General features: G+C 68.6%; 20 protein-coding genes and 8 tRNA genes. 12 read left to right on the forward strand and 16 right to left on the reverse strand.

Annotated features, from left to right (window positions below; genetic code table 11):
• Nucleotides 1–71: 71 nt before the first annotated feature.
• Nucleotides 72–815, reverse strand: coding sequence for a 3-deoxy-D-manno-octulosonic acid kinase (locus SPK54_RS08680; RefSeq protein ID WP_330947517.1), 744 nt, complete (start codon nt 813–815; stop codon nt 72–74).
• A 21-nt stretch (nt 816–836) separates the two neighbouring features.
• Here SPK54_RS08680 and SPK54_RS08685 point away from each other — a divergent pair, with 21 nt between their 5' ends.
• Nucleotides 837–1,895 (forward strand): glycosyltransferase family 9 protein, encoded by a 1,059-nt coding sequence (locus SPK54_RS08685; RefSeq protein ID WP_330947518.1) that lies wholly within the window; start codon nt 837–839, stop codon nt 1,893–1,895.
• 50 nt (nt 1,896–1,945) lie between these two features.
• Here SPK54_RS08685 and SPK54_RS08690 read toward each other — a convergent pair whose 3' ends face one another.
• Nucleotides 1,946–2,353, reverse strand: coding sequence for a DUF6165 family protein (locus SPK54_RS08690; protein WP_330947519.1), 408 nt, complete (start codon nt 2,351–2,353; stop codon nt 1,946–1,948).
• Between the two features lie 82 nt (nt 2,354–2,435).
• Between SPK54_RS08690 and SPK54_RS08695 the strand changes: the two genes are divergently transcribed.
• Together SPK54_RS08695 and SPK54_RS08700 are read left to right on the forward strand one after the other, a co-directional pair.
• A tRNA-Ser gene (locus SPK54_RS08695) sits at nt 2,436–2,526 on the forward strand.
• Nucleotides 2,527–2,841: 315 nt separating this feature from the next.
• A complete protein-coding gene (locus tag SPK54_RS08700; RefSeq protein WP_330947520.1) occupies nt 2,842–3,546 on the forward strand; it encodes a protein phosphatase 2C domain-containing protein in 705 nt (234 codons plus the stop codon).
• 46 nt (nt 3,547–3,592) lie between these two features.
• Here the strand turns inward: SPK54_RS08700 and dnaQ are convergent, their stop codons facing one another.
• From dnaQ to SPK54_RS08715, 3 genes are read right to left on the reverse strand one after another with little or no spacing between them, the layout of a single operon-like run.
• Nucleotides 3,593–4,330 carry a DNA polymerase III subunit epsilon gene (gene dnaQ, locus SPK54_RS08705; RefSeq protein WP_330947521.1) on the reverse strand — a complete coding sequence of 246 codons (738 nt, stop codon included), beginning with the start codon at nt 4,328–4,330 and terminating at the stop codon, nt 3,593–3,595.
• Nucleotides 4,330–4,788 carry a ribonuclease HI gene (gene rnhA / locus SPK54_RS08710; protein ID WP_330947522.1) on the reverse strand — a complete coding sequence of 153 codons (459 nt, stop codon included), beginning with the start codon at nt 4,786–4,788 and terminating at the stop codon, nt 4,330–4,332. Before rnhA ends, dnaQ begins: the two co-directional genes overlap by 1 nt.
• Entirely contained in the window at nt 4,785–5,375 is a 591-nt protein-coding gene (locus tag SPK54_RS08715; RefSeq protein ID WP_330947523.1) for a hypothetical protein, read from the reverse strand. Before SPK54_RS08715 ends, rnhA begins: the two co-directional genes overlap by 4 nt.
• Nucleotides 5,376–5,496: 121 nt before the next feature.
• On the opposite strand from SPK54_RS08715, the gene gloB reads away from it, so the two are divergent.
• Both gloB and SPK54_RS08725 read left to right on the forward strand, forming a co-directional pair.
• Nucleotides 5,497–6,261 (forward strand): hydroxyacylglutathione hydrolase, encoded by a 765-nt coding sequence (gloB, locus tag SPK54_RS08720; protein WP_330947552.1) that lies wholly within the window; start codon nt 5,497–5,499, stop codon nt 6,259–6,261.
• Nucleotides 6,262–6,360: 99 nt separating this feature from the next.
• The gene (locus SPK54_RS08725; RefSeq protein ID WP_330947524.1) at nt 6,361–7,149 is read left to right on the forward strand and encodes an enoyl-ACP reductase; all 789 of its coding nucleotides are present in this window, start codon (nt 6,361–6,363) and stop codon (nt 7,147–7,149) included.
• 165 nt (nt 7,150–7,314) lie between these two features.
• Here SPK54_RS08725 and SPK54_RS08730 read toward each other — a convergent pair whose 3' ends face one another.
• The 8 genes from SPK54_RS08730 to tig all read right to left on the reverse strand — a co-directional run bounded on the left by SPK54_RS08730 (nt 7,315) and on the right by tig (nt 16,276).
• A complete protein-coding gene (locus SPK54_RS08730; protein WP_330947525.1) occupies nt 7,315–9,282 on the reverse strand; it encodes a SurA N-terminal domain-containing protein in 1,968 nt (655 codons plus the stop codon).
• Between the two features lie 120 nt (nt 9,283–9,402).
• A tRNA-Asp gene (locus SPK54_RS08735) sits at nt 9,403–9,479 on the reverse strand.
• A 60-nt stretch (nt 9,480–9,539) separates the two neighbouring features.
• Nucleotides 9,540–9,614: transfer RNA gene (locus tag SPK54_RS08740), tRNA-Val, on the reverse strand.
• A 115-nt stretch (nt 9,615–9,729) separates the two neighbouring features.
• Complete coding sequence (locus tag SPK54_RS08745; protein WP_330947553.1) at nt 9,730–10,020, reverse strand: HU family DNA-binding protein; 291 nt, start codon at nt 10,018–10,020, stop codon at nt 9,730–9,732.
• Between the two features lie 204 nt (nt 10,021–10,224).
• Nucleotides 10,225–12,681: an endopeptidase La gene (lon, locus tag SPK54_RS08750; protein WP_330947526.1), complete on the reverse strand. Its 2,457-nt coding sequence runs from the start codon at nt 12,679–12,681 to the stop codon at nt 10,225–10,227.
• A gap of 215 nt (nt 12,682–12,896) precedes the next feature.
• Nucleotides 12,897–14,186 carry an ATP-dependent Clp protease ATP-binding subunit ClpX gene (clpX, locus tag SPK54_RS08755; protein WP_330947527.1) on the reverse strand — a complete coding sequence of 430 codons (1,290 nt, stop codon included), beginning with the start codon at nt 14,184–14,186 and terminating at the stop codon, nt 12,897–12,899.
• Between the two features lie 140 nt (nt 14,187–14,326).
• Complete coding sequence (gene clpP / locus SPK54_RS08760) at nt 14,327–14,950, reverse strand: ATP-dependent Clp endopeptidase proteolytic subunit ClpP (RefSeq protein WP_330947528.1); 624 nt, start codon at nt 14,948–14,950, stop codon at nt 14,327–14,329.
• A 33-nt stretch (nt 14,951–14,983) separates the two neighbouring features.
• A complete protein-coding gene (gene tig / locus SPK54_RS08765; protein WP_330947529.1) occupies nt 14,984–16,276 on the reverse strand; it encodes a trigger factor in 1,293 nt (430 codons plus the stop codon).
• A gap of 266 nt (nt 16,277–16,542) precedes the next feature.
• Here tig and SPK54_RS08770 point away from each other — a divergent pair.
• The 6 genes from SPK54_RS08770 (at nt 16,543) to SPK54_RS08795 (ending at nt 18,200) form a co-directional block, all read left to right on the forward strand.
• Nucleotides 16,543–16,619, forward strand: a tRNA-Pro gene (locus SPK54_RS08770).
• 32 nt (nt 16,620–16,651) lie between these two features.
• Nucleotides 16,652–16,728, forward strand: a tRNA-Arg gene (locus SPK54_RS08775).
• Between the two features lie 22 nt (nt 16,729–16,750).
• Nucleotides 16,751–16,827 (forward strand) — tRNA-His (locus tag SPK54_RS08780).
• A 69-nt stretch (nt 16,828–16,896) separates the two neighbouring features.
• A tRNA-Lys gene (locus SPK54_RS08785) sits at nt 16,897–16,972 on the forward strand.
• A 299-nt stretch (nt 16,973–17,271) separates the two neighbouring features.
• A tRNA-Leu gene (locus SPK54_RS08790) sits at nt 17,272–17,356 on the forward strand.
• Nucleotides 17,357–17,432: 76 nt separating this feature from the next.
• On the forward strand, nt 17,433–18,200 hold the full coding sequence (locus SPK54_RS08795; RefSeq protein WP_330947530.1) for a Bax inhibitor-1/YccA family protein: 768 nt from the start codon (nt 17,433–17,435) through the stop codon (nt 18,198–18,200).
• An 84-nt stretch (nt 18,201–18,284) separates the two neighbouring features.
• Here the strand turns inward: SPK54_RS08795 and SPK54_RS08800 are convergent, their stop codons facing one another.
• The 3 genes from SPK54_RS08800 to grxC all read right to left on the reverse strand — a co-directional run bounded on the left by SPK54_RS08800 (nt 18,285) and on the right by grxC (nt 20,061).
• Entirely contained in the window at nt 18,285–19,289 is a 1,005-nt protein-coding gene (locus SPK54_RS08800) for an isocitrate dehydrogenase (RefSeq protein WP_330947531.1), read from the reverse strand.
• 110 nt (nt 19,290–19,399) lie between these two features.
• Complete coding sequence (locus SPK54_RS08805; RefSeq protein ID WP_330947532.1) at nt 19,400–19,786, reverse strand: carboxymuconolactone decarboxylase family protein; 387 nt, start codon at nt 19,784–19,786, stop codon at nt 19,400–19,402.
• Nucleotides 19,783–20,061, reverse strand: a complete 279-nt coding sequence (gene grxC / locus SPK54_RS08810; RefSeq protein WP_330947533.1) for a glutaredoxin 3 — start codon at nt 20,059–20,061, stop codon at nt 19,783–19,785. The genes SPK54_RS08805 and grxC overlap by 4 nt, the downstream gene beginning before the upstream one ends.
• A gap of 117 nt (nt 20,062–20,178) precedes the next feature.
• On the opposite strand from grxC, the gene SPK54_RS08815 reads away from it, so the two are divergent.
• The gene (locus tag SPK54_RS08815) at nt 20,179–21,810 is read left to right on the forward strand and encodes a M48 family metalloprotease (protein WP_330947534.1); all 1,632 of its coding nucleotides are present in this window, start codon (nt 20,179–20,181) and stop codon (nt 21,808–21,810) included.
• Nucleotides 21,811–21,843 lie beyond the last annotated feature (33 nt).

Genomic DNA, 21,843 nt, shown 5'->3' on the forward strand with positions numbered 1-21,843 from the left:
GCGGCGTCCCCCCGCAACGCGGCGGCCATCGGCGATCGGGCGTGCGCCGGGCAGGGCCCGGCGTTGGTCGGCTAGTAGCCGCGATCCCACGCAACAGAATAGGCCGCGCGCAGGCGGGCGAAGTCGGCATCCACCTCATCAGCGCTGCGCGTGCCGCGCAGCTTGCGCAGCGAGCGGTGCAGGCGCGCCAGGTTGGCTTCGCGCCAGGCGGTGGCGGGGATGCGCAGGCGCGACTGGTCGAGGTCGATGAACCAGCCGCGTCCCTGCCCATCAAACAGGATGTTGTGCGCATTGAGGTCGGCGTGGTCCAGCCCCGCGCGATGGAACTGCGCGATCAGCAGGCCCGCAGCCTCCCACGGCGCGATCCCCTCGGCGGCCAGCGCGGCCAGCGGACGCACGTCCTGCAGGCGCTGCATCAGAATCGCCGCGCGGTAGTGCAGGCCGTCGCGGTGGTACCACGCGGCGAACGGCAGCGGCACCGGCAGTTTCCTGGCGCGCAGGGTGCGCAGCAGGCGGAACTCGGTGAAGCTGCGCACGCGCTGGATGCCGCGCCACAGGTGACGGTCGCGGCTGAAGCGCGCCACCAGGCCGCCGCGCAGGTAGTGGCGCAGCAGCGCGTCGCCCTGGCCGAAATCGATGAACCACGCGCCACCGCGGCCGCCGTCCGACACCCGCTGGGCCGCGATGCCCCAATGGTCCGGGTCGAACCAGCCCGGTTCGGGTTGCCGCACCTGCGTGCGGTCGAACAGAATCGCACCGTAGCCGCGCGCGTCGCGGAACGGCGTCAGATGCTCGTTGGCGTCGAAACCCGTCATCCTTCCGAGTGTAACAACCGCGTGCAAAAAGCCCATGCCCCGCGTTCGATCTGCCTGCTGCGGCTGTCCGCGCTGGGCGACGTCACCCACGTGCTGCCGCTGCTGCACACCCTGCGCGCGGGCCTGCCCGGGGTCGAGCTGACCTGGATCATCGGCCGCGGCGAGCGCCGTCTGCTGGACGGCCTGCCGGGGGTGCGTTTCGTGGAATACGACAAGAAGACCGGGCTGGCCGGCATGCGCGCCCTGCGCCGTGAGCTGGACCAGCGCTTCGACGCACTGCTGCAGCTGCAGGTATCGGCGCGCGCCAACCTGCTGTCTGCGTTCGTGCCGGCGCAGCGACGGATCGGTTACGACCGCTCCCGCAGCAAGGAAGGGCACGGCCTCTTCATCCACGAACGCATCCCCGACCACGGCGACGTCCACGTGCTGGACGCCATCGGCAGCTTCTGCGAGCCGCTGGGACTGGTGCGCGACGAGGTGGCCTGGAACCTGCCGGTGCCGGACGACGCCCACGCCTGGGCGCGCGCGCAGTGGGCCGACGACGGCCGCCGGACGTTGATGATCTCGCCCTGTTCCAGCCACGCGCTGCGCAACTGGCGTCCCGAGCGCTACGCCGCGCTGGCCGACCATGCCGCCGCACAGGGCTGGCGCATCGTGTTGTGCGGCGGGCGCAGCCAGCTGGAGCGCAGCACCGGCGATGCCATCCTCGCCGCCATGGCCGCGCGCAACGGCGTGCTCGACCTGATCGGCAAGGACACCCTCAAGCAGCTGCCGGCCCTGCTGGCCCGCGCCGACCTGCTGGTCACGCCGGACTCCGGCCCGATGCACATCGCCAACGCGATGGGAACGAAGGTGCTGGGCCTGCACGCCGCCACCAACCCGCACCGCAGCGGCCCCTACTCGGACCGGCGCTGGTGCGTGGACCGCTACGACGATGCCGCCCGCAAGTACCACGGCAGGCCGGCGGCGGACCTGAAATGGGGAACGAAGATCGAGGCCGAGGGCGTGATGGACCTGATCAGGGTCGAGGACGCGGTGTCGGCGTTTGAGCGTTTTCGCAACGACGCCGCGAAATTGTAGGCGCGGCTTCAGCCGAGGCCGGAGGCACCTCGGTTGCAGGCCTGCAGGACTTACGCGCCCTGCCCGCTGCCGTAGTCCTGGTAGGACTTCTCCTCGACGTAGGCCGAGCCCAGCGCCAGGTTGATGTCCTTCTTCACCCGCGCGCGGATGTCGTTCTGGAAATAGACCGAGCGCGCCAGCTGGATGAACTCGTCGTCGAAGGCCTGCGCTTTCTCCTTCAGGCGGATGTCGTCCTCGATCACCCACAGGCGCTCGTTGACCGCCTTCAGCTCGGCGCGCAGCTTGACCACGTCCTGGCCCGCGGCGGGGTGCGCCATCCAGGTCTTCTCCAGCGCAGACAGCTCGGCGCGGACGTTGGCCAGCTTGGCCGGGTCGGTCATGCGCTCGGACTTGATCTGCAGGATGGCGATCTTGTCCAGCAGCTCGCCGAACGACACGGGCACCAGGATTTCGGACATCGGGACGCAGCCTCGGTAGGGGCGGCCAGTGTACCGTCTTGCCGAGCGGCCAAGCGCCCCGTATCATGCGTGGCCCGCTTCCGGAGAGGTGGCAGAGCGGTTGAATGTACCTGACTCGAAATCAGGCGTAGGTTTATAGCCTACCGAGGGTTCGAATCCCTCCCTCTCCGCCAGACATGCAAGCGCCCCCGCAAGGGGGCGTTTTCATGTCTGCGGGGATGCGACGGACAAGCACCCTTGCGGGTTCGACTGATTCGCCGGGAGCGAATCAGGACAGCCGCAGGCTGCGCGTAGCGCGAGGGCCATGGATGGCCCGAGTCCATCCCTCCGGTCCCCACTCCGCCTCCTCGCCGCACTTCCGGCACAGGTGCCCGCCTGCGATCTCCGTAACCATCGCCCAATGACCGTGCACCCCCGCATTGCCGTCCCGTCCGGTTCCCGCGCATGATGCCGTTTACTTCCATGACTCCCGGACAAATGCCGCGCGCATGATCGAATTCGGACATCTGACCCATGTCGGCCTGCGGCGCGAGCTGAACGAAGACACCTACTACGGCGACAGCGACCTCGGCCTGTGGCTGGTGGCAGACGGCATGGGCGGCCACGAGTACGGCGAAGTCGCCAGCGCGCTGGCGCGGGAAACCATCGTGCGCCAGGTGCGCGCGGGCAGCAGCCTGGCCGAGGCCATCCGCATCGCCGACGAGGAAATCATCCGCTGTTCCCGCCGCCGCGGGGACAGCCTGCCGATGGGCACCACGGTGGTGGCGGCACGGGTCAACGGCAACCGCTTCGAAGTGGCCTGGGTCGGCGACAGCCGGGTCTACCTCTGGCGCGACAGCACCTTGACCCAGATCTCCCACGACCACAGCTACGTCCAGGAGCTGATCGCGCAGGGGGCCATCAGCGCCGACCAGGCGCGCAGCCACCCGCACCGCAACGTGGTGACCCAGGCGCTGGGCGTCACCGCCCCCGAACAGCTCAACGTGGAAACGCTCGCGGGGGAACTGGGCCCGGGCATGCAACTGCTGCTGTGCAGCGACGGATTGACCGAGGAAGTGGACGACCGCCACATCGCACAGGTGCTGGCGCATCGGGAGTGCAGCGCGCAGGAATGCGTCGATGGCCTGGTGGCAGCGGCGCTGGACGGGGGCGGCTCGGACAACGTGACGGTGGTGCTGGTCCGCCGGCACTGAGCCGCGGCCACGTCTTGCTGCAGCGGCCGGCGCCGCGCCGGCCCGGCTAGCCGGGCTGCGCCACGCCCGCTTCGGGATCCGTCTCCAGCGCCAGCCACACGGCCTGCCCCGCCTTCCTGGCCAGACCGGCCAGGCGGGCGGCGTGGGCGTCGGCTTCCTCGGCGGAAACCCGCACCCGCGGGCGCGGCGGTGCGGCGTCCGCCTCCACCACGAAACTGACCGCAGCGACCGCCTGCGGCATCGCTTCGCTGTCGAAGCCGATCTCGCCCTGGCCCGAAGTAAGCGCCAGGTACACATCCATCAGGATCTGGGCGTCGAGCAGCGCGCCGTGCAGCTGGCGCTGCGAGTTGTCCACGCCCAGCCGCTTGCACAGCGCGTCCAGCGAGTTGCGCTGGCCGGGGTAGCGCTGGCGCGCCATCAGCAGCGTGTCCTCGACCGTGCAGCGATCCTGGATGCGGCCTGCGCCTTCGAGTCGCGCCAGCTCGGCATTGAGGAAGCCGAGGTCGAAGGCGGCGTTGTGGATGATCAGCTCGGCGCCGTCGATGAACGCCAGGAACTCGTCGGCGATCTCGGCAAAGCGCGGCTTGTCGGCGAGGAAGTCCAGGGTCAGCCCGGTGACCTCCTGCGCGCCCGGTTCGAATTCGCGGTCCGGCTTCAGGTAGCGGTGGAAGGTGCGCCCGGTCGGCCGACGCTCGACCAGTTCGACGCAGCCGATTTCGACCACGCGATTGCCCTTCTGCCATTCCAGGCCGGTGGTTTCGGTATCGAGGACGACCTGCCGCATCAGCCCGTGTACTCCTTGTGCTTGAGCGCCTGCAAACGTGCCAGCTGATCGACCCGCTCATTCTCGGGATGCCCGGCGTGCCCCTTGACCCAGCGCCAGTCCACCGTGTGCCGGCCGGCGGCTGCGTGCAGGCGTTCCCACAGGTCGCGGTTCTTGACCGGCTCGCCGCCGGAGGTTTTCCAGCCTCGCCGGATCCAGCCGGCCATCCATTCGGTGATGCCCTGTCGGACGTACTGGGAATCGGTGGTCAGCACCACCGTGCAGGGTTCCTTCAGGGTCTCCAGCGCGGCGATCGCCGCCATCAGTTCCATCCGGTTGTTGGTGGTGGCGGCTTCGCCCCCGGACAACTCGCGCTCGATGCCTCGCCAGCACAGCAGCGCGGCCCAGCCGCCCGGCCCGGGATTCCCCAGGCAGGCGCCATCGGTGTGGATGTCCACGTGCTTGCGTGCAGGGGTCACGCGGTCGTTCCCGCCTGCAGCGCCAGCGGCCGCGGCTTGCGCAACGGCGTCATCGGCAGCCGGCGCTTCTCGGCACGCAGCAGGAAGGCGGCGCGCAGGCCCACGCCATCCTGCAAGCGCGCATCCGGCGCGATGTCCCAGACGGGGCCGACCCCCTGGGTCAGCGAATCCGGCGCCAGCCCGGCCGCGCGCAGGCGCCTGCGCCAGGTGACCGGTTCGCGCGCTTCCAGCCCCTGCCCCCACCAGCGCAGGCGGTACGGCGACAGCGGGTTCAAGGCCAGCAGCCACAGCCAGCCGCCGGGCAGCAGCACCCGCGCGCATTCCGCCAGCAGTTCCGCCGGATCGCAGCCGGAGCCGTCGCCATGCTGCACGACGACGACCGCGCAGGCATCACTGGCCAGCGGCAGCGGCAGGCCGCAGCGCAGGTCGCCGTGGAAGGGGGTGCCGTCCAGATGCAGGCGCAGCGGCAGCAGGCTGTCGCTGGCCGCCGGCAGCGAAGCGGCCGCCGGGCCCAGCCACAGCGCGGCCTGGCCCGGGCGCTGCTGCAGCGCGGCGCCCACGCAGTCGGCTTCGCTGTCCAGCAGCACTTGCCCCATCCTCCCCGCAAACCAGGCGGCGACAACGGCGGGATCGGGTTGTGGGCGGAAGGACGACAGGGGCATGATCGTGATTCTGCGGGAAAGCCCGCACCACGTCACGGCTGGACAAATGCAGGTACTGCCGATCCCGGCGTTCGACGACAACTACATCTGGCTGCTGCGCGACGCCGCCGGCCGCGCGCTGGTGGTCGATCCGGGCGACGCGGCGCCGGTGCTGGCGGCGCTGGGCGACGGGTCGCCGCCGCTGGCGATCCTGCTGACCCATCACCACGGCGACCACATCGGCGGCGTCGCTGCTCTGCTGGCGCGCTGGCCCGCCACGCCCGTGTACGCCCCGCACGACGACCGCATTCCCCTGGCCAGCCACCGCGTGGCGGACGGCGACGTGCTGGTCCTCGGCGACTGGCGCTTCCACGTGCTGGCCGTCCCCGGACACACCCGCAGCCACGTGGCCTACCACGGCGAGGGCCTGCTGTTCTGCGGCGACACGCTGTTCAGCCTGGGCTGCGGACGGTTGTTCGAAGGCACGGCCGCGCAGATGCATGCGTCGCTGGCGCGCCTGGCGGCGCTGCCCGGCGAAACCCGGGTCTGCTGCGCGCACGAGTACACGCAGGGCAATGCGGCGTTCGCACTGGCGGTGGATCCCGGCAATCGGGCGCTGCAGGCACGCGCAGGCGAAATCCGCGGCCTGCGCGCGCTGGGGCAGCCCACCTTGCCGGCGCGGCTGGACGAAGAGCGCGCCTGCAATCCGTTCCTGCGCTGCGCCGACCCGGCCGTGCGGACCTCGGCGGAGCGACATGCTGGCCGGCCCTTGGCGGACGCGGCCCAGGTGTTCGGCGCATTGCGCGCCTGGAAGGACGGCTTCCGTGCCTGACCTGCCCCGTACGGGCGCGAACACTGGCCGCGGCATCGCGCGCAGGGTACACTAGAGCATTCGCTCGAAGCGCCCCACGCGCACATTCAAGGAGACACCATGGGATTCCTGCAGGGCAAGCGCGCGCTGGTCACCGGCATCGCCAGCCAGCGTTCGATCGCCACCGGCATCGCCGACGCCTTCCACCGCCAGGGCGCCGAACTGGCGCTGACCTACCAGAACGAAAAGCTCAAGTCGCGCGTCGAGGACGCCGCCGCCGGCTACGGCAGCAGCATCGTGCTGCCGCTGGACGTGGCCGACGATGCCCAGATCGACGCCTGCTTCGCCGAACTGGGCAAGCACTGGAGCGACGGCTTCGACATCCTCGTCCACTGCATCGCCTTCGCCCCGCGCGAGGCCATCGAGGGCGATTTCCTGGACGGCATCAACCGCGAGCGCTACCACATCGCCCACGACATCAGCGCCTACTCGCTGGCGGCGCTGGGCAAGGCCGCGCGCCCGCTGATGAAGGGCCGCAACGGCAGCATCCTCACCCTGTCCTACCTGGGCGCCGAGCGCGCGCTGGCCAACTACAACACGATGGGCGTGGCCAAGGCCTCGCTGGAAGCCACCGTGCGCTACATGGCGATGGCGCTTGGGCCGGAGGGCACCCGCGTGAACGCGATCTCGGCCGGCCCGATCCGCACCCTGGCCGCGTCGGGCGTGGCCAATCTCCGCAAGATGCTGAGCAGCTTCGAGGCGGCCGCGCCGCTGCGCCGCGCGGTCACCATCGAGGACGTGGGCAACACCGCCGCGTTCCTGTGCTCCGACCTGGCCAGCGGCATCACCGGCGAGATCACCTATGTCGATGCCGGCTACAACATCATGGGCATGAGCGGGATCGACTGATGCCTGCGCCGCTCCCCGCCCCGCGGGGAGCGGCTTTCGCGGCTGGAAGGCGCACGCATCGTGGCCGCCCCGCACATCCGCCCAACGAAAACGCCCGGCACTGCCGGGCGTTTTCGCAAGCGGGCGGTGGCGGCGCGCGCGCATCGCGCCCTTGACCGCCGGTGCTTACAGGCGGTCTTCCGCCACCTTGATGCTGTACTTGGCGCGCGCCGCGCGGATGAAGGCCTCCTGCGCCTGCATGCCGTGCGCGGCCGACATCTGCTTGCGCAGGGTGTCGCGCTCCTGCGGGGTGACCTGGCCGATGTCCGCGTCGCGCACCGCGCGCACCGCGAACACGACGTACTCGCCGCCCACCAGCACCTTGTCGACCGAGGCCTTGCCAGACTGCGGGCGCGGCTGGTTGAAGAACGCCTGCGCCGCTTGCGGCGAGGGCACCGGCATGCCGCGGGTGATGTCGTTCAGGTCGGTCACGGCCAACCCCGCCTCCTGCGCGGCTGCCGCCAGGCCCTTGTCCTTCGCGGCCTTCACCAGCGCGTCGGCGGCGGCCTCGGCGGCCTTGCGCTGGCGATCGGCGCGGATCGCCGCCGCCACCGCATCGCGCACCTGCGCCAGCGGCAGCGCCTTCTCTGGCTCGTGCTCGATGACCCGGACCAGCACGGTCCGCTCCGGGCCCAGCTCGATCGGATCGCTGGCGGTGCCGTCCTGCAGCATCGTGTCGGAGAACGCCACGCGCAGCACCTTCTGGTCGCTGGCAATGCCGGGGCCACCGGCGCGGGTGAACGCCGGGGTGGTCTGCAGCGGCAGGCCCAATGCCTTGGCGGCCGGCTCCAGCGAGGTCGGCGTCCGGTACGCGGCGTCGACCAGCTTGCCGGTCAGTTCGTTGAAGGCGCGCTCGCGGGAGCCTTCCTGCAGCTCCTTCTCGAGTTCGGCGCGAACGTCCTCGAACGGCCGCTGCACTGCGGGCTGCACGGCATTCACCTTGATGATGTGCCAGCCGAAATCGGTCTTCACCGGCCCGCGCACCTCGCCAGCCTGCATCGCGAAGGCGGTGTCGTCGAACGCGCCCGGCATGCCGCCCTTGGCGATCGAACCGAGGCTGCCGCCATCTGCCTTGGAGCCGGCGTCATCAGAGTTGGCGCGCGCCAATGCGGCGAAATCCGCGCCAGGCGCCTTCGCTTCGGTCGCCAGCTTGTTCGCCTTCGCCTCGGCCGCCTTGCGCTCGGCGGGGCTGGCATTGGCCGCCACCGCCACCAGGATATGCGCGACCTCGCGCTTCTCGGCCGAGGAATACTTGGCGATCTGTTCCTGGTACCGCTTGCGCAGCGCCGCCTCGTCCACCGCCGGCGCGGGCAGCGCGCTGCCGTCGATCTCCACGTATTCCAGCCGCACCGTTTCCGGCTTGCGGTAATCGGACTTGTGGGCCTGGTACCAGGCCTCGATCTGCGCCGCCGTGACTTCGGCGGTATCCGGCGCGGCCGGCGGCAGGGTCACGAAGCCGACGTCGCGGCGCTCGCCCAGCAGGCGCATCAGGCGATCCAGCTCGGCGTCGGTGACGAAGGCGGAGCGGGCGATACCGGACGGGATCAGCTCGTTCTTCAGGCTGTCGCGGATGCGCGCCTCGAAGTCGCGCGGGGTCATCGGCGGATTCTGCGAGGCCAGCAGCAGCTGGTAGCGATCCGCGTTGAACGCCCCGTCGACCTGGAAGTCCGGGAACTTCTGGATCGCGTCGCGCACCGCGGCGTCGCCGATGACGATGCCGTCGCGCTCGGCGGCCAGCTTCATCAGCTGTTCGTCGATCAGCGCATCCAGGACCCGGCGCTTGTTCTCCGCCGATTCGAACGCCTTCGGGTCGAAATTCTCGCCCTGCTGCTCGCGCATGTTCATGCGCACCATTTCCAGGCGCTCGCGGTACGTCTGCGCATCGATGTCGTGGAACGTCCACAGGTAGGTCACCGGCCATACCTGCGGCGCCGACTGCCACCACGATGGCGGCTGGGCGATGCGCGCGGCGTAGTTTTCCACCTGCTGCGACATGTATGACTCCATGCCGAAGAAGGCGAACGGGACGATCAGCAGGCCGAGGATCACGGTGGCGATCCAACCGGAAGTCTTTTCGCGGAGTTTCTGCAGCATGGGCGAACCGGCAATGAGACGTAGCCGGTTAGTCTAACCCGAGCAGCGCGGCAGGCACGCGGGAGCGGGGCATGCGCACAGCAAAAAGCCCCGCATTCCTGCAGGGCTCTTGCTTCAAACTGGCGGAGTGGACGGGACTCGAACCCGCGACCTCCGGCGTGACAGGCCAGCATTCTAACCGACTGAACTACCACTCCGCTGTGAGCCCGCAATCATACCTACATTTTCCGCAGGCGCAAGCGTTTTCTTTCGCAACCTGGTGGGCACTGAGGGGATCGAACCCCCGACCCGCTCCTTGTAAGGGAGCCGCTCTACCGCTGAGCTAAGTGCCCGGGGCGACGATTATCGCAGCCCACGCGGCGCAACGGAACCTCCGCCAGCGACCGCCGGACACGAAAAAGCCCGGCTTGCGGCCGGGCTTTCCCGATGCTCCCCGAGGGGAAACGATCAGTTGACCGCGTCCTTCAGCGCCTTGCCGGCCTTGAACGCCGGATTCTTGGAGGCCTTGATCTTGATGGTGTCGCCGGTGCGCGGGTTGCGGCCGGTGCGGGCGCCGCGCTTGCGGACCGAGAAGGTGCCGAAGCCCACGAGGGTCACGGTGTCGCCCTTCTTGAGGGCCTTGGTGATGGCGGCGACCATCGCGTCGACCGCGCGGCCGGCGTCGGCCTTGGTCAGTTCGGCGTTGTCGGCGACGGCTTCGATGAATTCGGCTTTGTTCATTTGCTTATTGGCTCCGATGCGGAAAGTGACGCGGAGAATTCTCGTTGACCGGAACCGCGGCGCTCCCCTGCCGTGGTTCCGGGCTTGCCGCGACGCATGGTCAGGCCGCCGCGGTTGCCAACCTTATACCAGCGCCGTTTCCGGCGCGCAACACGAAAGCGAGCAGTGGTGCGGCTTTCAGACGCATGCGGGCGATCCCGCGCCAACAGCTGCAGGCAGCGCTCAGTGCTGCACGGGGGGACGGCTGCCCGTCCTGCCCCTGGCCTTGCCCTTGGATGCCGCCGCCGGCTTGCCACCGCCGCGCGCCTGAGCGGGCAGCGGACGCTCCAGCGCAAGGTCCAGCACCTCGTCGATCCACTTCACCGCAACGATCTTCAGGTGCTTGGTCACGGTCGCCGGGATGTCCGCCAGGTCCTTGCGGTTCTCGTCCGGGATGATCACCGTGCGGATGCCGCCGCGCAGCGCCGCCAGCAGCTTCTCCTTCAGCCCGCCGATGGCGCTGACCTTGCCGCGCAGGGTGATCTCGCCGGTCATGGCTACATCGTTGCGTACCGGGATCCGGGTCAGCATGGACACCAGCGCGGTGGCCATGGCGATGCCGGCGCTTGGGCCGTCCTTCGGCGTCGCGCCGTCGGGCACGTGCACGTGGATGTCGTGCTTCTGCAGGAAATCGAGTTCGATGCCCAGCTGCTCGGTGCGCGCGCGCACCACCGACAGCGCGGCCGACGCGGACTCCTTCATGACGTCGCCCAGCTGGCCGGTCAGGATCAGCTGGCCCTTGCCGGGGACCAGCGTGGATTCGATCTGCAGCAGGTCGCCGCCGACCTCGGTCCAGGCCAGCCCGGTGACCAGCCCGATCTCGTTCTCCGCCTCGGCGCGGCCGAAGTCGAAGCGCTGCACGCCCAGGTACTTGTCGAGGTTCCTGTCGGTGACCACGATGGTCTTCGCCTTCGCGGCCTTGCCCTTCTTCGGTGCCGGCTGCGGACCCTTCAGCGCGATCTCCTTCACCACCTTCCGCGCGATCTTGGCGATCTCGCGCTCGAGGTTGCGCACGCCGGATTCGCGCGTGTAGTAGCGCACGATGCCGGCGATGGCGCTCTCGTCGATGCGCAGCTCGCCCTCGCGCAGGCCGTTGGCCTTGAGCTGCTTGGGCACCAGGTAGCGCATTGCGATGTTGAGCTTCTCCTCCTCGGTGTAACCGGGGATGCGGATCACCTCCATGCGGTCCAGCAGCGGGCCGGGGATGTTCAGCGAATTGGAGGTGGCCACGAACATCACCTCGGACAGGTCGAGGTCGACCTCCAGGTAATGGTCGTTGAAGGTGTGGTTCTGCTCGGGGTCGAGCACCTCCAGCAACGCCGAGGACGGATCGCCGCGGAAGTCCATCGACATCTTGTCGATCTCGTCCAGCATGAACAGCGGGTTGCGGGTGCCGACCTTGTTGAGGTTCTGCACGATCCGGCCTGGCATCGAGCCGACGTAGGTGCGCCGATGGCCACGGATCTCGGCCTCGTCGCGCACGCCGCCCAGCGCCATCCGCACGAACTTGCGGTTGGTGGCCTTGGCGATCGACTGCCCCAGCGAGGTCTTGCCCACGCCAGGCGGGCCGACCAGGCACAGGATCGGGCCCTTCATCTTGGCAACGCGCGACTGCACCGCGAGGTACTCGAGGATGCGGTCCTTGACCTTCTCCAGCCCGTAGTGGTCGGCGTCCAGGGTTTCCTGCGCGCCCTTGAGGTCCTTGCGCACCTTGCTGCGCTTCTTCCACGGCACGCCCAGCAACCAGTCCAGGTAGTTGCGCACCACCCCGGCCTCGGCCGACATCGGCGACATCTGCTTGAGCTTGGCCAGCTCGGTGCGCGCCTTGGTTTCCACCGCCTTCGGCATGCCGGCGTTGGCGATCCGGCGGGCGATCTCGTCGAGATCGTTGGGCGCGTCGTCGAGCTCGCCCAGCTCCTTCTGGATCGCCTTCATCTGCTCGTTGAGGTAGTACTCGCGCTGGCTTTTCTCCATCTGGCCCTTGACCCGGCCGCGGATGCGCTTTTCCATCTGCTGCACGTCGATCTCGCCGTCGACCAGGCCGACCAGCAGCTCAAGCCGGCCGGCGGTATCCAGCGTCTCCAGCAACTTCTGCTTGTCGGCCAGGCGCACGCCCAGGTGCGCGGCGATGGTATCGGCCAGGCGATCGGGCTCTTCGATGCCGGACAGCGTCTGCAGCAGCTCCGGCGGCAGCTTGCGATTGGTCTTGATGTACTGCTCGAACAGCGACAGCAGGGTGCGCACGATCGCCTGCACCTCGCGCGGTTCGCGCTCGTCGCCCGAAGCCACTTCGTGCGCCGTGGCGAACAATGCGCCGTCCTGCGGATGCACGTCGTCGGCGCGCGCGCGCGACAGCCCCTCGACCAGCACCTTGATGGTGCCGTCGGGCAGCTTCAGCAGCTGCAGCACCTGCGCCATCGTGCCGATGGCGTGCAGGTCGCCGGCCTCCGGATCATCGGTGTCGGCGGCCTTTTGCGCCACCAGCAGGATGCGCTTGTCGCCTTCCACGGCGATGTCCAGCGCGCGGATCGACTTCTCGCGCCCCACAAACAGCGGGATCACCATGTGCGGGAACACCACCACGTCGCGCAGCGGCAGCACCGGCAGGACGGGGGTTTCGGATCGGGTCGGGGCAGCCATGTGGGGGACTCCGTTGCGGCCGCGGCGCGCCTGCGCCGCCATGACTCGTTTATGGGGATCTTGCGCCCGGGTTGCAAGCGGGCTCCACCATGGGCACACAATCCCTTTCAGATCAGGGTGTTGCACCCGTGTTGCACGGCACGGACAGGCGCATCTTTCCCGCTGAAACGCGAAAGCCGCCCGAAGGCGGCTTTCCACGCAGCTGCGGCGGCGGTTCAGTCGGCGGCAGCGGCCTTGGCCGGCGCCGGCACCGTCTGGTAGATCAGATACGGCTCGGACTTGTGCTCGATCACCGACTCGTCCACCACCACCTTGCTGACGTTTTCCAGCGAGGGCAGTTCGTACATGGTGTCCAGCAGCACCGACTCGACGATGGTGCGCAGGCCGCGCGCGCCGGTCTTGCGCTTGATCGCCTTCTTGGCGATGGCGGCCAGCGCGTCGGGGCGGATCTCCAGCTCCACACCTTCCATCTCGAACAGCTTCTTGAACTGCTTGGTGATGGCGTTCTTGGGCTCGGTGAGGATTTTGATCAGCGCCGCTTCGTCCAGCTCCTCCAAGGTGGCGACCACCGGCAGGCGGCCGACGAACTCGGGGATCAGCCCGTACTTGATCAGGTCTTCCGGCTCGACCCGCGCCAGCACCTGGCCGACATCGGCCTTGCGCTCGGCGCTCTTCACCTTGGCACCGAAGCCGATCCCGCCCGCTTCGGTGGAACGCTGCTGGATCACCTTGTCCAGGCCGGCGAACGCGCCGCCGACGATGAACAGGATGTTGCGGGTGTCGACCTGCAGGAACTCCTGCTGCGGATGCTTGCGGCCGCCCTGCGGCGGCACGCTGGCAAGGGTGCCTTCGATCAGCTTCAGCAGCGCCTGCTGCACGCCTTCGCCGGACACGTCGCGGGTGATCGACGGGTTCTCGGACTTGCGGCTGATCTTGTCGATCTCGTCGATGTAGACGATGCCATGCTGCGCCTTCTCGACGTCGTAGTCGCACTTCTGCAGCAGCTTCTGGATGATGTTCTCCACGTCCTCGCCGACATAGCCGGCTTCGGTCAGCGTGGTCGCATCGGCCATGGTGAAGGGCACGTTGAGCATGCGCGCCAGCGTTTCCGCCAGCAGCGTCTTGCCCGAGCCGGTCGGGCCCACCAGCAGGATGTTGGACTTGGCCAGCTCGACCTCGTCGTTCTTCTGCCGGCTCTCGATGCGCTTGTAGTGGTTGTAGACGGCCACCGCCAGCGTCTTCTTCGCGCGCTGCTGGCCGATCACGTACTGGTCCAGCACCTCGAGGATCTCGCGCGGCTTGGGCAGCGAGCTGCGGTTGGACTGCGCCTTCTCCTCGAGTTCCTCGCGGATGATGTCGTTGCAGAGCTCCACGCACTCGTCGCAGATGAACACGCTGGGGCCGGCGATCAGCTTGCGCACCTCGTGCTGGCTCTTCCCGCAGAAGGAGCAGTAGAGGATCTTGCTGTTGTCGCCGGTGTTGCGTCCCTGACGGTCTTCGCTCATTCGCCACTCGCTCGCCGCGCAGTGCGGCTTCGGCCCGAGAATACCATACGCCCCCGCCGGGCCCAGCCGGGGCGGTTGTTCGTTGTACGCCAGTTATCGGCCAATGGATCGGAACCGTGAGCCACGGCCCGCCATCCGGTTCAGCTGGTCTGGATGGACTCTTCCGGGCGCCGGCTGAGCACTTCGTCCACCAGCCCGTAGTCGCGGGCGGCTTCGGCGCTCTTGAAGTTGTCGCGTTCGGTGTCGCGGGCGATCACGTCGATGGCCTGGCCGGTATGGCGGGCCAGAATCTCGTTCAGGCGCTCGCGCATCGCCAGGATCTCGCGCGCCTGGATGTCGATGTCCGTGGCCTGGCCCTGGGCGCCGCCCAGCGGCTGGTGGATCATGACCCGCGAGTTCGGCAGCGCGTAGCGCTTGCCGGCGGCGCCCGCCGCCAGCAGCACCGCGCCCATCGAGCAGGCCTGGCCGACGCAGATGGTGCTCACGTCCGGCTTGATGTACTGCATGGTGTCGTAGATCGCCATGCCGGCGGTCACGATCCCGCCCGGCGAGTTGATGTACAGGCTGATGTCCTTCTCGGGATTCTCCGCCTCGAGGAACAGCATCTGCGCGACGACCACGTTGGCCACGTGGTCGTCGATGCCGCCGACCAGGAAGATCACCCGCTCCTTCAGCAGGCGCGAATAGATGTCGTACGCGCGCTCGCCGCGGCTGGTCTGCTCGACCACCATCGGCACGAGGTTGAGGCTCTTGATCGGATCCATGGGTTCTCGCTCGGCGCTTCCGCCTGTTGAAGGTTACTGGCTGATGGCTTCCTGGAAGCTCAGCGCCTGTTCGGTGTGCTTGGCGCGCTCGGCGATCCAGTCGGTGACCTGCTCTTCCATCACGCGGTTCTGCAGGCCCTGCATCAGCTGGGGGTCGTTGCGGTACAGATCAATGACCTGCTGCGGCTGCTCGTAGGTGGACGCGATCAGGCGCATGGTTTCGTTCAGGCGCTCAGGCTCCAGCCGCAGCTCGTTGCGGCGGGCAACCTCGCCCACCAGCAGCGCCACCAGCACGCGCTTGCGCGCCGCCTCCTGGAAAGCTTCCGGCGCGGCGGACAGCTGCTGGCCCTGGCGACGGGCCTGTTCGGCGGCGCTGGCCATCAGCGCCTGCGCTTCGGTTTCGACCAGGCGCGGCGGCAGCTCGACGTCCTTGTAGACGGCCGCCAGCTGCTCGCCGACTTCGCGGCGCAGGCGGTTCATCAGCGCGCCCTTGAGCTCGCGCTCGAGGTTGGCGCGGATCTCGACCTTGAACTGTTCCAGCTCGCCGCTCTTGACGCCGAAGCTGCGGATGAACGCGGCATCGACTTCCGGCAGCACCTGCTCGGCCACGTCAAGCAGCTTGAAGGTGGAGGTGATGGTCTTGCCGGCGAACTGCGCGGCGTGCCAGTCGGCCGGCAGGGTCACGTCGAGGGTCTTCTCCTCGCCCGGCTGCATGCCGACGATGGCCGACTCGACTTCCGGGTAGATCGCGGCCGAACCCAGCACAGTGCTGGTGCGCTCCACGCCTTCGGCCGGCATGCGGTTGCCGTCGACGGTGCTGCTGGTCTCAAGGTTCACCAGGTCGCCGGCCTTGGCGGCGCGGGTGACCGCGCTCCAGCTGGCGCGCTGCTGGCGCAGGTTCTCGAGCATGCGCTCCACGTCGGCGTCGGTGACTTCCGCGGTATGGCGGACGATTTCCAGCTTGCCCATATCGAGTTCGCCGAAGTCCGGCGCCAGTTCCACCGAGGCCACGTACTTCAGTTCGCCCTCGGCGGCGTCCTCGCCCGGCATCATCTGCGGTGCGCCGACGACGTTCAGTTCGTTCTCGCGCACCGCCTTGCCCAGTCCCTCGCGCAGCAGGCCATCGAGGATCTCGGCGCGGACCTGGCCGCCGTAGCGCTGCTCGACCACCTTGGTCGGCACCTTGCCCGGACGAAAGCCCTTGATCCGCACCGTGTGCGCGATCTCGCGCAGGCGGTTGCCGACCTGCGCCTCGACGTCGCCGGCAGGCAGGCTGAGGATGACGCGACGCTCGAGGTTGCCGATGGATTCGACCGAGACTTGCATGATGCGATGACTCCTGGGCGGGTTCGCGGGAACCCGGAATTGTGCGGATGGATGCGGTGACCGGAGCGGCGCCCCGGGCGCGGCCACGGCCGCGCGGAACTTGCTAGTTTCCCCGATTTCCGGCCGCCTCGCCACCATTCTTCCGCGATGCGTTGACAGACGGCTCGCGCAGTCGGACAATGCCCGGCCTTTCGCTGCGCTGGCGCGCTCGAAAGACAGTGATCGCAGCAACCGGGCGGGCGCTGGAATGAATCGGTTCCGTCGGGCGGGGTATAGCGCAGTCTGGTAGCGCGCCTGCTTTGGGAGCAGGATGTCGGGGGTTCGAATCCCTCTACCCCGACCATTCCGGCGTGGTCTGGTTCAAGTTCCGGCCGGGCGCCCGTAGCTCAACCGGATAGAGCACCGGCCTTCTAAGCCGGTGGTTGCAGGTTCGATTCCTGCCGGGCGCGCCAAATAGCGGGACAGTTTTCGGTGGTGGCTGTAGCTCAGTTGGTTAGAGTCCTGGATTGTGATTCCAGTTGTCGAGGGTTCGAGTCCCTTCAGCCACCCCACCCTTTGATGAACGATCGGCGGCGGGTACTTGCAGTCGATCGTGTGTTTGCTACAATTTCGCGTCTTCGGGGCCGTTAGCTCAGTTGGTAGAGCAGTTGACTCTTAATCAATAGGTCCAAGGTTCGAATCCTTGACGGCCCACCAAACCCCGAAACGCCCGGCCGCAAGCCGGGCGTTTTCTTTTGTCCGGCGCTCAGCCAGGCCGGATTCAAACCTGCGGTTCGCCCGCTGCGCGGGCCCGGCCCGGCGCGATGCAGCGCGCCGGGCGCTCGCGGGCTCGCAGCCATGCTGCTCGAAACCCCCGCTCGCCCTTGACGGCCCACCAAACCCCGAAACGCCCGGCCGCAAGCCGGGCGTTTTGTTTTGCCCGACGCCTGCCAACGCAGGATTCGAACCTGCGGTTCGCCCGCTGCGGGAGTCCCGCACCGCTACAATGCCGGCGCGCGAAAGTGGCGGAATTGGTAGACGCCCTGGATTTAGGTTCCAGTGCCGCAAGGCGTGCGGGTTCGAGTCCCGCCTTTCGCACCAGCGCTGGCAGCCGGCCGCAGTGCGGGCTATCCTCGGGCGATCCCGGCAGCGGCCGGCCAAGCACAGGATGATCCCCATGCGCAGCGGCAATCCCGCACTCAAGGACAACACCTTCCTCGACCTCGGCAGCGGCACGCTGGTCCGGAACGACGGCGGCGCGATGACGCTCAACGGCGCGGTCAACAAGACCGCGATCCTGCTGGTGCTGACCCTGGCCGGCGCGCTGTTCACCTGGGCGCAGTTTTCCGCGGCGATGGCCGCCGGCAACCCGGGCGCGGTGATGCCCTACGTCTGGGGCGGCGCGATTGGCGGCTTCGTGGTCGCGCTGGTGACGATCTTCAAGAAGACCTGGTCGCCGTACACCGCTCCCGTCTACGCGGTGCTGGAAGGCCTGTTCCTGGGCGCGGTGTCGGCGATGTTCGAGCTGCGCTTCCCCGGCATCGTGATGCAGGCCGTCGGCCTGACCTTCGGCACCCTGGCGGCGCTGCTGCTGGCCTACCGCAGCGGCCTGATCAAGGCGACCGAGAACTTCAAGCTCGGCGTGGTGGCCGCCACCGGCGGCATCGCCCTGCTCTACCTCGTCCAGCTGGGACTGGGCCTGTTCGGCTTCAAGGGCATGAGCTTCATCCACGACAGCAGCCTGATCGGAATCGCATTCTCCGGCTTCGTGGTCGTGATCGCGGCGCTGAACCTGGTGTTGGACTTCGACTTCATCGAGCAGGGCGTGGAACAGGGCGCGCCGAAGTACATGGAGTGGTACGCCGCGTTCGGCCTGCTGGTGACGCTGGTGTGGCTGTACCTGGAGCTGCTGCGGCTGCTCAGCAAGCTGCAATCGCGCAACTGACTCCGTCCTTCCCGGACATGAAAAAAGGGCACCGCGAGGTGCCCTTTTCCGTTGCGAGGCCGAGGCCGGCGCGCGATGGGTCGCTTACAGGCGCGAGGCAATCGCGTTGGCGAACGACATCGTGTTGCCTTCGCCGCCCAGGTCCGGGGTCAGCGAATCCTTGGCCTCCAAGGTGGCGACGATGGCGTCGCGCAGGCGGTTGGCCTGGTCCGGCTTGCCGAGGTGGTCCAGCATCTGCGCCGCGCCCAGCAGCAGCGCGCACGGGTTGGCCTTGCCCTGGCCGGCGATGTCCGGCGCGGTGCCGTGCACGGCCTCGAAGATCGCCGCGTCGGCGCCGATGTTGGCGCCCGGCGCCAGGCCGAGGCCGCCGACCAGGCCGGCGCACAAGTCGGAGATGATGTCGCCGAACAGGTTGGTGGTGACGATGATGTCGAACTGTTCCGGCTTCATCACCAGCTGCATGCAGGTGTTGTCCACGATCATCTCGTTGCACTCGATGTCGGGGTACTGCGCCGCCACTTCGCGCGCGGTCTTCAGGAACAGCCCGGAGGTGGACTTCAGGATGTTGGCCTTGTGCACCACGGTGACCTTCCTGCGGCCGGTCTTGCGGGCCAGGTCGAAGGCGTAGCGGACGATGCGCTCGGAGCCCTTGCGGGTCACCTTCTGGGTCAGCACCGCGGTCTCGCCGTCCTCGGACACGCTCTGGCCCTCGCCGATGTAGGCGCCCTCGGTGTTCTCGCGGACCGTGATCAGGTCCACGTTGCCGGGGAAGCGGGTCTTGGTGTTGGGGAAGCTGCGCGCCGGGCGTACGTTCGCGTACAGGTCGAAGCGCTTGCGCAGCTCGACGTTGATCGAGGAGAACCCGCCGCCCACCGGGGTGGTCAGCGGGGACTTCAGGGCGATCCGGTTGCGGCGGATCGAGTCCATGGTCGCCTCGGGCAGCAGGTCGCCGTGCTTCTCCAGCGCGACCATGCCGGCATCCGCGAATTCGTACGAAAGGCCCAGCTGCATCGCGTCGAGCACGTGCAGGGTGGCGTCCATGATTTCCGGGCCGATGCCGTCGCCGCGGATGACCGTGATCGTTGTCATTTTCCAGTTTCCAGACAGGCCGCCGCCACGCCGGGAAGCGTGGCGGCGAAGGGGGATGCGTAGCCCGTCATTATGGCAGATGCCATCCGGCGGCGTATGCCGGACGGGATTCAACCATGGTCGTGGGTGGCCGGCGCTTCGACCTCGCCCTGCTCCAGCCGGTCCAGGAAATCGACCGCCCGGCGCAGGTGCGGGATGACGATGGAGCCGCCCACCACCAGCCCGACCGAGAACGCCTCGAACATCTCTTCGCGGGTGACCCCGGCGTCCTTGCACTGGGCGACGTGGTAGCTGATGCAGTCGTCGCAGCGCAGCACCATCGAGGCGGTCAGCCCCATCAGCTCCTTGGTCTTCACGTCCAGCGCGCCGGCCTGGTAGGTCTGGGTGTCCAGCGCGAAGAAGCGCCGCACCACCTGGTTGGGCTCGTCCAGGATGCGCTTGTTCATGCGCTGGCGGAACTCGGTGAACTGCTTCACCCGGTCGTCGGCGCCGCTCATGCCGGCTTGCCTTCGAGCAGCGGTTCCAGCTTGCCCTCGCGGTGCAGCGCCATCATGTCGTCGTAGCCGCCGACGTGGACGTCGCCGACGAAGATCTGCGGCACGCTGGTGCGCTTGGTCAGCGCCACCATCTTCTCGCGCTCGGCCGGGTCGGTGTCGATGCGGACCTCGGTCCACTCGCGACCCTTGCTCTTGAGGAAATTCTTGGCCATCACGCAGTACGGGCAGACCGCAGTGCTGTAGATGGTGATGGCGGGGGTGCTGGCTTCGCTCACGAATTACTCCTGAACCGAAAGGCGGGATTCTGGTCGAATATGGGGACAGCGCGCTGGTTTTCCAGCCGCTCAAGCCCCATTCACGCCCCGCACCCGCCCAGCCCGCATCCTGTCCGCATGACTCTTCATCAGCGCCGCCTGCCCACCGCCCTGCTTGCCTGCCTGCTGGCCACCGGCACGGCCGCGGCCATCGCCCAGGACCGCGGCCTGCCCGACATCGGCTCTTCGGCCGGCAGCATGCTCTCGCCGGCCCGCCAGGCCGAATACGGCGCGATGGTGCTGGCGCAGCTGCGCCACGCCGGCTACGTGCTGGACGACCCGCTGCTGGACGGCTGGCTGGACGACGTCGGGCAGCGCCTGTCCGGCGCCAGCGACCGGCCGCAGCAGAGTTTCACCTTCTTCATGCTGCGCGACCGCCAGATCAACGCGTTCGCCACCCTCGGCGGCTACATCGGGATGAACGCCGGGCTGGTGCTGGCCGCCGACCGCGAGGACCAGGTGGCCGGCGTGCTGGCGCACGAAATCTCCCACGTCACCCAGCAGCATGTGCTGCGCGGCGCCGAGAAGGCCCAGCGCGAGAGTCTGCCGATCCTGCTGGCCACGCTCGGCGCGATCGTGGCCGCCCAGCAGGCCGGCGGCAATTCCAGCGGCGACGCCACCTCGGCCGCGCTGATGACCGGCCTGGGCGTGCTGCAGCAGCGCCAGATCAACTACACCCGCGACAACGAGGCCGAAGCCGATCGCATCGGCATCCGCACGCTGGCCCACGCCGGCTACGACCCGGAAGCGATGGCGGATTTCTTCCAGACCCTGCAGTCGGTGGTGCGGATGAACCAGGGCGACGAACGCGCCGCCGTGCCCGGCTACCTGCAGACCCACCCGCTGACCCTGTCGCGGATCAGCGAGGCGCGCGAGCGCGCGGCCAAGCTGGAGCCAACCCTGGCCAACACGGCCACGGCCGGGCCGAGCACCAACCCGCTGCTGCCGCCCGGCCTGCGCATCGCCACCGGTGCGCGCAGCCGCCAGGGCCAGGGCAATACCGGTGATTTCGACTGGGCGCGCGAGCGCCTGCGGGTGCTCAGCGCGCCCACGCCGGCGCAGGCGATCCGCGAATACCAGCAGATGCGCGCCAAGGCGCCGCTGGACGAGGCGCGCCGCTACGGGCTGGCGTTCGCCCACCAGCAGGCCGGGCAACATGCGCAGGCCCTGCAGGAACTGGCCCCGCTGGCGCAGGCGCGGCCGGATAACCTGTGGGTGCAGATCGCGCTGGGCGAGTCCGAGGCCCGCACCGGCCACGCCGGGGACGCCGACCGCCGCTTCGAAGCGCTGCTGGCGCGCATGCCCACCCACCGCGCGCTGGCGCTGGGCTATGCGCGGCTGCTGGGCGAGCGCAACACCCGTGAGGCCGGCATCCGTGCGGTCGCCGTGCTGCGGCCGCTGCTGGGCGGGGCCGGCAACGACCTGCCGTTCCAGCAGGCCTATGCGCGCGCCAACGAGATCGCCGGCGAGCCGGTGCGCGCCGGCGAGGCCTGGGCCGAGGCGGCCTACCTGTCCGGTCGCCCCGAGCAGGCGCTGGTCCAGCTCAACAACCTGAAGAAGCGCGACGACCTGGACTACTACGCCCGCGCCCGCATCGACGCGCGCATCGCCGCGATCACCCCGACCGTGCTGGAACTGCGCCGGCAGGGCGTGCGCGACGAGGAGGTACGCGGCGGACGGTTGGGATTCGGGGTCCGCGCCGGCAGGTGACGGAGTCACGAAACTGTCACCAAACCGTCGTGT

This window comes from Thermomonas sp. LB-4, assembly GCF_036409385.1.
Lineage (GTDB): Bacteria > Pseudomonadota > Gammaproteobacteria > Xanthomonadales > Xanthomonadaceae > Thermomonas.